Raw genomic sequence first — 13,871 nt, forward strand, 5'->3', positions numbered from 1 at the left:
TCCTATCTATTGCAAAGGCCTGCCTCGGGCAGGCCTGTCTGTTCGTGACTCAGAGACTCAGTTATTCAGGAAGAACGGACGACCGTATCCCAGAGAGTTATCACTGCTGCTCAGCAGATCAGAGTCGGAACCAACACTGGTGCCAAAGCCGATAATGCCGATATTGAAGCTGAAGTTGTTCTCATAATCAGGATCGCCAAAGTTGTCATAACCGTCGCTGAGGGTCTGGTTCCAGCCCTTGAGCTGGTTACTGTAGTTGAAACCCATGTACCAGCAATCGGAGGTGTAGCGGAAGCCCGCCAGCCACTCCAGTGCCTGGTCTGTGGTCAGGTCATAAAAATACTGGCCGCTGAAGCTCCATTTACGTGACAGTTGGTAGCTGGCCAGCAGACCGGCCTGAGAAATACCGTCTTCAGTAATGTTGGAGACATCAAAGTCCACGGTTTCCTGAATGTACTCTTTTGGTACGTAGCGGTAGTTAGTCTGGATGAAACCACCATCAAAACGGTATTCCAGCGTACTGTTGGCGAGCTGCATGGAGCTGGTATCGACGTCATACTGTACGCCGCCGTGGTAGAACAGGAAGTCATCGTAGTTGAAATCCATTTCTACTGCCCAGGCCGAGTAGTTCGATTCCGTCTCTTCATCCGATGTTGTGGAGCGGACTTTCAAATCTTTATCGATATAGAAAATCTGACCAAACGAGATGTTGAGGCGCTCTTTATACGCATCGTCGAAGAAACGGGTAGAAGCGCCGTAGCTCAGCTGGTTCGCTGCTGCTACGCGGTCAATGTTGCTGTATTTGCGGCTGCGGAACAGACCGTAGTAGTCGGTTTGCAGCAACGTGGTGTCATACAGGGCGATATTGCTCTGGTCTTTCTTAGGTACATACAGGTACTGGATCTGTGGTTCCAGAGTCTGAGTGTAGCTGTCAAAGATCTTGGTATTACGTTCCAGCACGATACCAGCGTGAGTGCGGAACTCAGGAATGACGCGGGTCACGCTCTCTTCCAGATCGCGGTTATCAGAGTCGGTCATATCGACGTCGTCCAGATCTTGCTGGTAATAGGTACCCAGTACGCGCGCTTCGGTGGTCCAGGTGCCCCAGGTGGTGGCGATCGGAATTTTCATACCCGGTTCGATATGTACCCGGGTCGCAGAAGGACGGCCGTTGGCATCGGTCTCAAAACGCGAAATATGCGATTTAAAGTCCAGATCCATATAACGCAGGGCCTGAGGTGAGTAGTAGTTAAACGCCAGTTGCGGCATCAGACGATAAGGTTGCTGGGTGCTGTTGTCATCATCCAGCAGCAGCTGGAATTGACGTACGCGGATTGCGCTGTCCCAGTTCTGGCTGCGGTAAGCGATTTCACCTTCCTGGATCAGCTGGCCGTCTTCACGGTTACCAATTGAAGAACTCAGATCAGAGAAATAGTTAATATCGCTGACTTTGGAATAATCGAAATCGAATTTCCATGACTGATCATAAATGCCGCTGTGCTGATACTGGAATGCCCAGCGCTTACCCAGATCCGGGTTCAGATCATCATCCGGCAAAAACTCAGATTTGAGGCTGCCCTGACCAAAATCAGTCAGGTAGCGGAAGATACTGTTGAGCTGAGTACCGCGCTTGTCCATATAGTGCAGCGTGGTTTCCAGATCGTACTGCGGCGCCAGGTTCCAGTAGAATGGTACTTCCAGTTCGAAACCATCGCGTGAGCCGTAAGAAACGGTCGGATAAAGAAAACCGGTTTTACGGGTATCACCAATCGGCACGGTCAGGTACGGGAAGTAGAACACCGGGACGTCGAGTACTTCCAGACGCGGATTATAGAAAGTGGCCTGTTCCTCATCCTGGTCAACATGAATCCCCGAAGCTCTCAGGCGCCAGGCATTGTCATCTTCGGGACAGGAGGTAATCGAGCCATCTTCAATCTCGTACACCGCTTTACCGGTCTTGGAGATGTAGGCAGCGTTACCACGGCCTGGCTCACACAGGAATTTGTATTCCGTGTTCTCCAGTGTCATCTGATCATTGGTCAGATCATTGGTGGCTTTATCAGAGCGCGCCTTGACCTGACCGTCACTGAAATTCACATTACCTTCAGCCACCACCAGGTTCTCTTTCTGGTGCAGGGTCACATTGTCAGCCTGAATCTGCTTATTACCCTGAATGACAACAACATTACCAGAGTAGGTGGCGCGGTCGCCATTAATTGCTTCTAGCTTATCCGCTTCGACATTGATAGGCTGTTGGGCGGAATTCTCTGCTGCTGGTTGATCCACCAGGCATTGATCGATAGTGGGCAGTTCCTGCACACTGTCATCCACCGTAGCGTCTGCTTGAGTCTGAGGCGCAAATAGCGCGGCGCTAATCGAAGCGGCTAAAAACGTGCGGGAAAAACGTGACATCGAATTGTACTATCCTGTTGAAATTGTTTAAGTCCGATATTGGGAGATGATACACCCAAGCACCTGTATGTAAATTCATCCTGAACCTGGCTGTGACACAGCCTATGAGATGACTTGGGTATAATAAAAATCGTTCCTTATCATAAAGGAATTTCACGCTCCCGGCACTATCAGACCACTGCACACCTAAAAAATTCATAGATTGAGAGCACATAATGCATATTTTTGGCAAAATTCTTGGCGCTTTCTTCGGCCTCCTGTTTGGCGGTCCGCTTGGCGCAATCTTTGGCCTGTTTATTGGGCATCAGTTTGATAAAGCCCGTCGTATGAGCCGTGCCGGCTTCAGTTCCGGCGGGTTTGGTTCCGGCCCGAGCCAGGCTGAACGGCAGGAAGAATTCTTTAAAGCGGCTTTTGCTGTGATGGGCCATGTGGCCAAAGCGAAAGGCCAGGTCACCAAAGAAGAAATTCAACTGGCCAGCGTCATGATGGATCGCATGAACCTGCATGGCGACCAGCGCCGTGCGGCGCAGGATGCGTTTCGTGACGGTAAAGAGGTGGACTTTCCGCTCGACCGGGTGCTGGAAAAAGTGCGCATTTCTTCCGGCGGCCGATTTGACCTGCTGCAATTTTTCCTCGAGCTGCAAATCTCAGCGGCGTTTGCCGATGGCGATCTGCATCCGAGTGAACGCGATGTGCTGCATCGCGTGGCGCAGATCCTGGGCTTTTCAGCCGAGCAGCTGGAGCGTCGCCTGCGCATGCAGGAAGCGGCGTTTCGTTTCCAGCAAGGTGGCGGTGCTGGTGGCCAGGGACAGCAGCACTACTCAGGCGGCCAGTGGCAACAAACGTCAAGCCGCGACCGTCTGGCCGATGCGTATTCGGTACTCGGGGTGGATGAAAACTCCGACGCGAAAGAGATCAAGCGCGCTTACCGTAAACTGATGAATGAGCATCACCCGGATAAACTGATGGCCAAAGGCCTGCCGCCGGAGATGATGAACGTCGCCAAAGAGAAATCGCAGGAAATCCAGCATGCCTATGACCTGATCAAAAAGGAAAAAGGCATCAAGTAACCTGAGCGTGACCAAGCACAAGGCAAGCTGCGGCTTGCCTTTTTTACATCTGCAGTTTATCACCGGTAAGTCTGTCAGGCAGAGTAGCTTGAATGGTGCAGGGAAGGGGATGGCCAGAAAAGCAAAAGCCGAGTCCGGAGACTGGGTTTTCTAAAGTGGCTTACGCTGTCAGGACTTGTACGGGCTGACCTTCGGTTGTGACATATCTACCGTTCACAAAGAAATGGAATATTCGCACAGTTTTTTTGGAGCAGAAAAGCAAAAACCCAGTCCGAAGACTGGATTTTCTAAAGTGGCTTACGCTGTCAGGACTTGTACGGGCCGGCCGTCCGGTTGCGACATATTCACCGTTCACAAAGAAATGGAATATTCGTACAGTTTTTTGGATCAGAAAAGCAAAAACCCAGTCCGAAGACTGGGTTTTCTAAAGTGGCTCCCCCTGCAAGACTTGAACTTGCGACATACGGATTAACAGTCCGCCGTTCTACCGACTGAACTAAGGGGGAATTATTTGTTTTTCACTATTTTGCTATTCTAAAAACAGTGGTGCCGACTACCGGAATCGAACTGGTGACCTACTGATTACAAGTCAGTTGCTCTACCTACTGAGCTAAGTCGGCCTTTTCAATCAGCTTAATAAGCTCACTGAGAAATAGTGGCTCCCCCTGCAAGACTTGAACTTGCGACATACGGATTAACAGTCCGCCGTTCTACCGACTGAACTAAGGGGGAACAGATTTTTAAGACTCAAGGTCTTGTAAAGAATGGTGCCGACTACCGGAATCGAACTGGTGACCTACTGATTACAAGTCAGTTGCTCTACCTACTGAGCTAAGTCGGCACACCGAATCTTTATGTTTTGTTGCATGCTCGTGATGTACACCAACATTCTAAAATATGGTGCCTCGAGGCGGAATCGAACCACCGACACGAGGATTTTCAATCCTCTGCTCTACCGACTGAGCTATCGAGGCAACGGGGTGTATTAAACGAGTTTTCCGATTTCTCGTCAACAGTAAAATGCAAAAAAAATATCGTTTGTTGTTTTTCTATACTTAATGGCCTGTTTTTATCCATTTGGAGCTACTATTTGCCCAGATACCACGGCCTAAAACCTGTTACGACAGGCGTAAAGTGTTTGCTGCCGGCTTGTTAGCTGCCAGATAGTTACTCCGCAGCGGACGTTTTTTCTGCAAACAGGATCAGCCTAAACGGCTATTTCACGATGCAATACCATCTTTTGCTATGAATAACCTAGCTGTGGTAGGCCGACTGGCTGATGCAAGCCGCAGTTTTGCCAGCTTTACCTGGTGGAGTTAGCGTTTATTTTTGGCAAGGTAACCCCCAAAGCGCAATTGTGCCGGTGGAAGGAAAAATAAATGAAGCGGCGCGCAGGACGCCGAAAAGCAAAAACCCAGTCCGAAGACTAGGTTTTGTAAAGAGGTTCACACTGTCAGGACTTGTACGGGCCAACCTATTGGTTGCGACATATTCATCGTTCACAAAGAAATGGAATATTCGCACAGTTTTTTTGGATCAGAAAAGCAAAAACCCAGTCCGAAGACTGGGTTTTGTAAAGAGGTTCACACTGTCAGGACTTGTACGGGCCGACCTTCGGTTGCGACATATCTACCGTTCACAAAGGCGTTTAATTTCCCATATGCTAGAAAAGCAAAAACCCAGTCCGAAGACTGGGTTTTATAAAGTGGCTCCCCCTGCAAGACTTGAACTTGCGACATACGGATTAACAGTCCGCCGTTCTACCGACTGAACTAAGGGGGAATTATTTGTGCACTCTTTGCAGAGTGAAGCACCAAATAATGGTGCCTCGAGGCGGAATAACGGGCCCGCCCAGGGCACTGACCGATGATTTTCAACTTAACCTTATAAGGTTAGTGAGCACCGGAAATAATATGGTGCCTCGAGGCGGAATCGAACCACCGACACGAGGATTTTCAATCCTCTGCTCTACCGACTGAGCTATCGAGGCAAAAGAATGGTGCCGACTACCGGAATCGAACTGGTGACCTACTGATTACAAGTCAGTTGCTCTACCTACTGAGCTAAGTCGGCGCACTGTATTCTTTTAACTTGTTGCTGATGACCTGCACCAACAACGTTTAAATTGTGGTGCCCGGAGGCGGAATCGAACCACCGACACGAGGATTTTCAATCCTCTGCTCTACCGACTGAGCTATCCGGGCAACGGAGCGCTATTAAACGGATTTTCCCTCCAGTCGTCAACCTGTTTTTATAAAAAAATTCAAAAAATCGTTTAAGCGCCGCTATTTTAAGCAAGGTGATGGTTTTTGATACAAAAACAATACTTTTTTATTGGCCCGAGTTAATTTTTGCTTAGCCTCGTTAAGTTTTCTTAGCTTGCGTTAAGTTTTCTCAGCCTGCGTTGAATTGTTTTTTAAATTGGGTCACTTTCTCCAGATAGCGGCGCGACTCCGCATTGGGGTGTTTTTTGGTCAAAGCCCAGTAAACCTGATTCGGTTTGAGTGAATTGAGGTCATTCATCGCCTGCTGACGATTTCTGTCGAAGGTGTTGAGTACCCCGCCGGTGCCACCGTTATAGGCGGAAATCATACTGTATTCGAGTGAGACCGGGTTGCGCACATCGCGCAGATAGCGGGTTTTGAGAATGTGAAAGTAGGCCGTTTCCGGTGTCAATATTGTTCTCCGGATTAAACAGATACTCGGGGGACGGCTGGCCGGAGCGGTTCTTGACCAGCTTAAATACGTCGCGCCCGGCGGTTTTCGGTACCACCTGCATCAGGCCGTAGGCGTTGGCCCAGCTGACCGCATAAGGGTTGAAACTGCTCTCGGTTTTGATGATGGCGTAAATCAGATCTTCCGGAATGTCATATTTGCGCGCCGCACGCTGGACAATACTGGCGTACTGGTAACTGCGGATCTCGACCTGATCTTCGACCATAGGGATCTCGACGTAATAGGCTTGTTTAAAGTCGACCTGTTTAACTTTAAGGTGATGAGCGATCAGGTAATCCGCGTAGCGGTTGGCGCGCCAGCTCCACTGAATTGGCTTGTGTTCCTGATCGACAACCTGACGATAGAGAAAAGGTTGTCCTTTTAATTCAATATTTTGTGATGAGAATAAGTCGACATGGGCCGGATCATCCGGGGTGAGCAGGGTCGTGACGATCGCCTTTTTGAGATGTCCTTTAGGATCGGTCGGAGAGATGGTTTCGACCAGGATCTGGCCGTCATTGAAGTTGACTTCAGCCCGGCTCAGATAGTCATCGATGTATTTGACGTAGTTACGTTTACCGGCAATTTTGACTTCGCGGCTGCCCCAGCGTTTTTCGATATTGCCGGAGAAACTGTTGATCAGAGCATCAAGCGCGGCGGTGTCTTTGACGAACTGGCCCGGCAGCTGCGCCAGGTTGGTGGCAAAGCGGTTAGTCGGCTCGTAATCGACATCGTACAAGCTCTCGACAAACTCTCGGCTGCAGCCTGCCAACAGCATGGCCGTCAGGCAATAAACTAGCTTTCTCATTGGCTCCCCGAACGTGATTGAGACGGTTAAAAACAAAAATGACATCAGAGCTGAAGGCTGTGATGTCATTGTTTTTCATCGAAAATGGTCTCAAATTACTCGCTTGGTGGCGTGTAACCTTCGATATGAACTTCCTGACCTTCAAACAGGAAGTTCACCATTTCCTGCTCGAGCAGTTTGCGGTGCTCAGGATCCATCATGTTGAGTTTCTTTTCGTTGATCAACATGGTTTGCTTAGATTGCCATTGTGCCCAGGCTTCTTTCGAAATGTTATCGAAAATACGTTTGCCCAGTTCACCCGGATACAGCTGAAAATCCAGACCATCCGCTTCTTTTTGTAGTCGAGCACAAAATACAGTGCGGCTCATAACGACTTCCTCTTTAATTTTTTATGCATGAATTTCAAATGGAAGACTTTGCAGCAGCTGCTTTACAGGGGCAGCTAAGCCGATTTCTTCAGGTTGGCTTAAGTTATACCAAAGACCTTTGTCCGCTTCCATGATGATGTCGGGTTTGGCGGATAATTCCAGCAAAACCGGAGTAATATCGAGGTGATAATGGCTGAATGTGTGGCGAAAAGCGATTAAAGTCTTTTTCGATAGCACCAGCTTGTCACCAATACTGCGTTTATCCAGCGCGTGCTCAATTGCGGCATCGGCCGTCTCCGGAAAGCAGAACAAGCCGCCCCAGATACCGCTTTGCGGGCGCTGCTCAAGCCACACATCTTCACCGTGATGCAGCATGACAAACCAGGTCTCTTTGACCGGTTTGTCTTTTTTCGGCTTTTTGCCCGGATAGTCGAGCGGGTTGCCTTGCTGGTAAGCGCTGCAGAATTCCACTACCGGACACAGGCTGCATTTGGGTTTGGAGCGGGTGCAGATCATCGCGCCCATATCCATCATCGCCTGATTGTATTTATCTACGTCGGTAGCCGGAGTGTGCTGCTCGGCATGTTGCCACAACTGATTCTCAACCTTCTTTTGCCCCGGCCAGCCTTCGACGGAAAAACTGCGCGCCAGGGTGCGCTTGACGTTGCCATCTAAGATAGCGTGCGGCTGTTTGTAGACCGAGGATAAAATCGCTGCAGCCGTTGAGCGGCCGATACCTGGCAGCGCGTTAAGCTGCTCAATGTCGGTCGGAAACTCACCGCCGTACTCAGTGGCAACCATTTTGGCGGCTTTATGCAGATTACGCGCGCGCGCGTAATAGCCAAGGCCGGTCCAGTGGTGCAGCACTTCATCCTGCTCGGCTTCGGCCAGCGCGGTCACGGTCGGGAAGCGCTCCATAAAGCGCTGGTAATAAGGGATCACGGTAGCAACCTGGGTCTGTTGCAGCATAATTTCCGACAGCCAGACGCTGTATGCGGTTTTGTTGTGCTGCCACGGCAGGTTTTTACGCCCGTAAGCGTCATACCAGGTAAGAATAGCCTTAGCGAAAGGAGTCACGACTTGCTCTGTTTTGAGAATAATAATGGGGCAAAATTGCAGCACATATTTTACCAGAAGTAAAACAGACAATATTTACGGTTATTTTGCTATCTTTTTCTCTATCTTTGCGCTTGTTTGGTTAGCAATAACACTTGCACCCAAAGCAATTCTTTGGATAATCACAAGCCCTTTGAGTGAGAGTAAAAATTAAGCAGGCAATATCCATGACTGAAGTAACCAAAAATGAGTTCACTGAAGACGGCAAAATTGTGCGTAAAATTCGCAGTTTCGTTCGTCGTGAAGGCCGTCTGACCAAAGGTCAGGAAGCCGCGATGAAAGAGTGCTGGCCAACCATGGGTATTGATTATCAGGATGCCCTGTTGGACTGGACCGAGGTATTTGGTAACAGCAACCCTGTGGTACTGGAAATCGGCTTTGGCATGGGCGCGTCTCTGGTTGAGATGGCTAAGAATGCACCGGAGAAAAACTTCTTCGGTATCGAAGTACACAGTCCGGGTGTGGGCGCGTGTCTCTCTTCTGCGCGTGAAGCGGGTGTCACTAACCTGCGCGTGATGTGTCACGATGCGGTGGAAGTGTTTGCCAACATGATTCCTGACGGCAGCCTGACTACGCTGCAACTGTTTCTTCCCGGACCCATGGCACAAAAAGCGTCACCACAAGCGCCGTATCGTGCAGCTGGAGTTCGCTGAGATGGTGCGTCAGAAGCTGATCCCGGGTGAAGGTATCTTCCACATGGCGACCGACTGGGAAAACTACGCCGAGCACATGATTGAAGTGATGAATCAGGCGCCGGGTTACCAGAACATCGCTCAGGACGGCGATTTTGTGCCGCGTCCTGAAGAGCGTCCGCTGACTAAATTTGAACAGCGCGGCCACCGTCTGGGTCACGGTGTGTGGGACATCAAGTTTCAGCGCATCAGTTAATCCGGGCCGCCAGCTAACGCTGGACAAGCCAGTCCGGGCAACTGATACTGACCGGGCATAACGTGAAAGCAAGCCAACATTACTGCAATGTTGGCTTTTTTGACTGCGCAGCCTGAGCAGGCTGCACCTCATATCCTATCAACAACAATAACAACCAAGACAGTTGAAGACATGAAACCGACCTCAGACATACTGGCGGACATCCTGGATGAAGTTCGCCCACTGATCGGACAAGGAAAAGTCGCAGACTACATACCGGCACTGGCACAGGTGCCGAATGACAAGCTGGGTATCGCGGTCTACACCAATCAGGGTGAAGTGATCACCGCCGGCGACGCGCACGAGGGCTTCTCGATTCAGTCGATCTCGAAGGCGCTCAGCCTGACTCTGGCGATGAATCTCTATCAGCCGGATGAGTTATGGCGCCGGGTCGGTAAAGAGCCGTCCGGACAGGCGTTTAACTCGCTGATCCAGCTGGAGATGGAGCAGGGCATCCCGCGTAACCCGTTTATTAACGCCGGGGCAATTGTGATTGCCGATCTGCTGCAAAGCCGCTTGTCGGCACCGCGCCAGCGTCTGCTGGAATTTGCCCGCCAGCTGAGCGGAGAAGAGCTGCTGGTGTATGACAAAGTGGTCGCCGCCTCGGAGATGATGCACAGCGACCGCAACGCGGCCATTGCTTACCTGATGCGCGCGTTTGGTAACTTTGATAACGAAGTGCTGCCGGTACTCAATAACTATTTTCACGCCTGTGCGCTGAAAATGAACTGTGTCGAACTGGCGAAAATGTTCAGTTATCTGGCGAATAAAGGCGTGTCGGTGCATACCGGCGAGCAGGTGATTACTGCCACACAAAGCAAGCAGATCAACGCGCTGCTCGCGACCTGTGGCCTGTATGACGGGGCCGGGGAGTTCGCCTACCGGGTCGGTATGCCGGGTAAATCCGGTGTCGGCGGCGGCATTATTGCCGTGGTGCCGGGGGAAATGACCATTGCAGTCTGGTCACCGGAGCTGGACCCGAGCGGTAACTCGCTGGCCGGTACCAAAGCACTGGAACTGCTGGCGCAGCGGATCGGCCGCTCTATCTTCTGAGTGCGCCGGAGCGTGATCATCCCTCTGCAAAGACAAAAAGTCAGCCCATCGGCTGACTTTTTGCTATTTCCCATTCACAAGCAGCACCTGAGAGAACCTCGGTGAGGTGACCAAGCTACGCAAGTTACTCGTCCTCTTCTTCCGCCATAAAGGCTTCGAGCAGATCGTTTAAGAACAGCTTACCTTTTTCGGTGATCTGCCAGTGGGTGGCATCTTCACTCAGATAGCCCTGTTGCAGCGCCCAGTTGAGGGTCGGCTCAATCACGCTGACCGGCAGGCCGGTGGTGGCGGTGAAGTCGGCCTTCGGACATGGTTCCATCAAACGGAAGCGGTTCATAAAGAAACTCGAACGGACGGTCGATGTCAGCCACCAGCTGCTCGTTATCCAGATAAGGCTTGGTCAGGTTCTGATACGCCGCCAGATAGCCGCGCGGATGCTTAACCTTAGTGGTACGCACAATGCGGCCGTCACTGAAACTGAGCTTGCCGTGTGAGCCGCAGCCAATCCCCAGATAGTCGCCAAAGCGCCAGTAGTTGAGGTTGTGCTGGCACTGATAACCCGGTTTGCTGTAGCCGGAGATCTCGTACTGCACATAACCGGCCTCGGTCAGCTTATGATGGCCGAGATCAAAAATATCCCACAGCGCATCATCATCCGGCAAAGTCGGCGGTTTAAAGTAAAACAGCGTATTGGGCTCTATGGTGAGCTGATACCAGGACAGATGTGGCGGATCGAGTTCGATCGCGCGGTCGAGGTCGGCCAGCGCCTGATCCAGGCTCTGATCCGGCAGGCCGTGCATCAGATCGAGGTTAAAGCTGCTGAGGCCAATCTGGTGCGCCAGTTTGGCGGCATTCACCGCTTCATCCTGACCGTGAATGCGGCCAAGACGGGTCAGTTTCTCCGGCTCAAAGCTCTGCACGCCAATCGAAATCCGGGTCACGCCTGCGCTGCGGTAACCGGCAAAACGCTCGGCTTCAATCGTGCCCGGGTTGGCTTCCATGGTGATTTCAATATCCGGCTTAAACGCGATCCGGGCTTCAATCCCGCGCAGCAACCGGCCGATGCCTTCGGCTGAGATCAGGCTCGGCGTGCCGCCGCCGATAAAAATCGAATGCAGCGGGCGCGGTGCCTGCTTAAGCTGATAGCGCTCAATATCGGTATCGAGATCTTCCAGCAGAGCATCAATATACTCATCTTCCGGAATATCGTTTTTCAGGGCGTGCGAGTTAAAATCGCAGTACGGGCATTTTTGCACGCACCACGGAATGTGCACATACAGGCTCAGCGCCGGAGGAGTCAACATCACTGCTTTTGCTCTTCAATTACCTGAAACTGCTTTTGTTCTTCAATCGCCTGAAACAGCTTGTTAAGTGCCTGCCCACGGTGTGACAGTTGCTTCTTACGCGCCGGTTCCAGTTCTGCCGAAGCACAGTTCTCTTCCGGTACGAAGAACACCGGATCGTAGCCAAAACCGTTGCTGCCGTGCGCCTGCTCCAGAATGCGTCCTTCCCATTTACCATGGCAAACCAGCGGTGTCGGGTCATCAGCGTGACGCATCAGTACCAGTACGCAGTGGAAACGCGCAGTGCGCTGCTCAAGCGGCACGCCCTGCATGGCCTCAAGCAGCTTGTTAAGATTGTCGGCATCGGATGCGCCTTCGCCGGCGTAACGGGCGGAATAGACACCCGGCGCACCGGCCAGATAATCGACTTCCAGGCCAGAGTCGTCGGCAATCGCAGCCATTCCGGTCTGTTTGGCGGCGTGACGCGCTTTGATAATCGCGTTTTCGATAAAAGTGGTGCCGGTTTCTGCCACGTCAGAGACGTTAAATTCACTCTGCGCCATCACGTCAAAACCAAACTCGGCCAGCAGGTCGGCCATTTCACGCACTTTGCCCTGGTTACCTGTGGCTAATACAATCTTGTTCATGCTTGTCTCAATCTTGTTTACTGTTCTACATAAAATTTTTGGCTGAATTTGAGCTTGCCGGCGCCTTTCATCCCGGCGTTGACGTCAATGTCAAAGGTCAGATTTTCTTCGTTACTGATCGGAAATTCAGCCAGATAATAAATCGCATCGCCTTCTTTCACTTCGCGAAACTCCAGCTCGCGGATATTGCCGATCAGGTTCTTGGCCTGGCCGGAGAGCTTAGCTTCGGTGGCCGGTTTACCCAGCGCGGCCGTATCGAGCACGCTGACGTTGAGGATGGCCGAGTAGCCATTACGGGTCAGCTGATACTGCGTGGCGACCTGCGGCGTCAGGAAAGTCGAATTAAACGCCGAGTAGTGTACCTCAATATCCTTGATAGTGATCGCTTGTTGCGCCTGAGCAGGCACGGCGGCGGCCATCAGCAGTGCAGGCAGCAGGGCGCAGCGTGCGCGGCGGTGCAGCGGCAGAGAGTGATTGAATCGCTTAAGGGTGAGACGCATGGTTTTTCTCCGTTAGCTGGACTGGCGCCAATCCAAAAATTGCCGACAGCACTAAAAACAATCCCCACCATAAGGTGGGGAAGTATGTAATTAACTGAGCAGCGCCGCAACCGGCGGCGGCAGACAGACAGGAGAACTGATGCGCACTTGTTTGTGGCGGCCAAGCTCCCCTTTTTCTATCGCTATCAGCCCTTTCGCTACCTTACACTGTTTTGCCAGGAACTTACTGAGATGTGCGTTGGCTTTGCCGTCGACCGGCGGGGCGGTAATCGCCACTTTGAGCTCATCGCCATGCAAGCCGACAATTGTGTCACGGCTCGCCTTGGGCTGAATATACAGCCGTAATACCAGATCGTCCCCGTCAAACCAGGCTGCTTTCATTATAGCTGATACCAGATAGGACCGATAAAGTCGCCCATCAGGAAGTTAGCAAACTGCAGCACAATGAACAGCACCAGTACGCTGAGGTCAAAACCGCCCATCACAGGGATCACGCGGCGAATCGGCGCCAGCATTGGCTCAGTCAGCTGATGGAATACGTATTCCACCGGGCTGCGACCCTGGCTGACCCAGCTCAGGATAGCGCGCAGCAGCAGTACCCAGAACAGCAGGCCACCGGCCGCTTTAATCAGCGACAGCAGACCCAGTAGCAGGAAGTCAGCGCTGAATACCACACTGCCGCCTGAGGCGATCAGGATCAGCGCCACGTATTTAAGAATACATAACACGTAGCCGAATAATACCGTGGCCAGATCCAGGCTGCCAACGGACGGAATAACACGGCGAAGCGGGCCGACTACCGGCTGGGTCGCTTTTACCACAAACTGGGAAAATGGGTTGTAGAAATCAGCACGCGCTGCCTGCAGCCAGATTCGCAGAATCACGACCATGATATAAAGATCAAACAGGGTGGAGATTAAAAAACTCATTGCATTCATAGGTTGCCCTTACTGCGTAGGATGAACGTTGTGC

General features: G+C 51.6%; 9 protein-coding genes, 9 tRNA genes and 3 pseudogenes. 3 read left to right on the forward strand and 18 right to left on the reverse strand.

Annotation, left to right across the window (positions count from 1 at the left end):
* Window positions 1–57 precede the first annotated feature (57 nt).
* On the reverse strand, window positions 58–2,412 hold the full coding sequence (gene lptD, locus ABDK09_09195; protein ID XAW89786.1) for an LPS assembly protein LptD: 2,355 nt from the start codon (window positions 2,410–2,412) through the stop codon (window positions 58–60).
* A 215-nt stretch (window positions 2,413–2,627) separates the two neighbouring features.
* Here lptD and djlA point away from each other — a divergent pair, with 215 nt between their 5' ends.
* The gene (djlA, locus tag ABDK09_09200) at window positions 2,628–3,482 is read left to right on the forward strand and encodes a co-chaperone DjlA (GenBank protein ID XAW89787.1); all 855 of its coding nucleotides are present in this window, start codon (window positions 2,628–2,630) and stop codon (window positions 3,480–3,482) included.
* Between the two features lie 430 nt (window positions 3,483–3,912).
* Here the strand turns inward: djlA and ABDK09_09205 are convergent.
* The 12 genes and pseudogenes from ABDK09_09205 to mutY form a co-directional block, all read right to left on the reverse strand.
* Window positions 3,913–3,988 (reverse strand) — tRNA-Asn (locus tag ABDK09_09205).
* Window positions 3,989–4,026: 38 nt separating this feature from the next.
* Window positions 4,027–4,102 (reverse strand) — tRNA-Thr (locus ABDK09_09210).
* Window positions 4,103–4,138: 36 nt separating this feature from the next.
* A tRNA-Asn gene (locus ABDK09_09215) sits at window positions 4,139–4,214 on the reverse strand.
* 33 nt (window positions 4,215–4,247) lie between these two features.
* Window positions 4,248–4,323, reverse strand: a tRNA-Thr gene (locus tag ABDK09_09220).
* A gap of 57 nt (window positions 4,324–4,380) precedes the next feature.
* Window positions 4,381–4,456, reverse strand: a tRNA-Phe gene (locus ABDK09_09225).
* A 732-nt stretch (window positions 4,457–5,188) separates the two neighbouring features.
* Window positions 5,189–5,264, reverse strand: a tRNA-Asn gene (locus ABDK09_09230).
* Between the two features lie 132 nt (window positions 5,265–5,396).
* Window positions 5,397–5,472 (reverse strand) — tRNA-Phe (locus tag ABDK09_09235).
* A 7-nt stretch (window positions 5,473–5,479) separates the two neighbouring features.
* Window positions 5,480–5,555, reverse strand: a tRNA-Thr gene (locus ABDK09_09240).
* A 55-nt stretch (window positions 5,556–5,610) separates the two neighbouring features.
* Window positions 5,611–5,686: transfer RNA gene (locus tag ABDK09_09245), tRNA-Phe, on the reverse strand.
* A 190-nt stretch (window positions 5,687–5,876) separates the two neighbouring features.
* A pseudogene (gene mltC / locus ABDK09_09250) lies at window positions 5,877–7,005 on the reverse strand (membrane-bound lytic murein transglycosylase MltC).
* A gap of 95 nt (window positions 7,006–7,100) precedes the next feature.
* Window positions 7,101–7,373 (reverse strand): oxidative damage protection protein, encoded by a 273-nt coding sequence (locus ABDK09_09255; protein XAW89788.1) that lies wholly within the window; start codon window positions 7,371–7,373, stop codon window positions 7,101–7,103.
* 21 nt (window positions 7,374–7,394) lie between these two features.
* On the reverse strand, window positions 7,395–8,450 hold the full coding sequence (gene mutY, locus ABDK09_09260) for an A/G-specific adenine glycosylase (GenBank protein ID XAW89789.1): 1,056 nt from the start codon (window positions 8,448–8,450) through the stop codon (window positions 7,395–7,397).
* 206 nt (window positions 8,451–8,656) lie between these two features.
* On the opposite strand from mutY, the pseudogene trmB reads away from it, so the two are divergent.
* Window positions 8,657–9,377, forward strand: a pseudogene (gene trmB / locus ABDK09_09265) (tRNA (guanosine(46)-N7)-methyltransferase TrmB).
* A gap of 171 nt (window positions 9,378–9,548) precedes the next feature.
* Window positions 9,549–10,469 (forward strand): glutaminase B, encoded by a 921-nt coding sequence (gene glsB, locus ABDK09_09270; GenBank protein XAW89790.1) that lies wholly within the window; start codon window positions 9,549–9,551, stop codon window positions 10,467–10,469.
* Between the two features lie 124 nt (window positions 10,470–10,593).
* Here the strand turns inward: glsB and hemW are convergent.
* The 5 genes and pseudogenes from hemW to ABDK09_09295 form a co-directional block, all read right to left on the reverse strand.
* Window positions 10,594–11,773 (reverse strand): annotated as a pseudogene (hemW, locus tag ABDK09_09275) (radical SAM family heme chaperone HemW).
* Complete coding sequence (locus tag ABDK09_09280; protein ID XAW89791.1) at window positions 11,773–12,399, reverse strand: XTP/dITP diphosphatase; 627 nt, start codon at window positions 12,397–12,399, stop codon at window positions 11,773–11,775. The pseudogene hemW and the gene ABDK09_09280 overlap by 1 nt, the downstream one beginning before the upstream one ends.
* A gap of 17 nt (window positions 12,400–12,416) precedes the next feature.
* The gene (locus ABDK09_09285) at window positions 12,417–12,818 is read right to left on the reverse strand and encodes a DUF4426 domain-containing protein (protein XAW90707.1); all 402 of its coding nucleotides are present in this window, start codon (window positions 12,816–12,818) and stop codon (window positions 12,417–12,419) included.
* 171 nt (window positions 12,819–12,989) lie between these two features.
* Window positions 12,990–13,280 carry a DUF167 family protein YggU gene (gene yggU / locus ABDK09_09290; protein ID XAW89792.1) on the reverse strand — a complete coding sequence of 97 codons (291 nt, stop codon included), beginning with the start codon at window positions 13,278–13,280 and terminating at the stop codon, window positions 12,990–12,992.
* Entirely contained in the window at window positions 13,280–13,837 is a 558-nt protein-coding gene (locus tag ABDK09_09295) for a YggT family protein (GenBank protein ID XAW89793.1), read from the reverse strand. Before ABDK09_09295 ends, yggU begins: the two co-directional genes overlap by 1 nt.
* Window positions 13,838–13,871: the final 34 nt, after the last annotated feature.

It is taken from the genome of Vibrio sp. CDRSL-10 TSBA (assembly GCA_039696685.1).
In the GTDB taxonomy this organism is placed as follows: domain Bacteria; phylum Pseudomonadota; class Gammaproteobacteria; order Enterobacterales; family Vibrionaceae; genus Vibrio.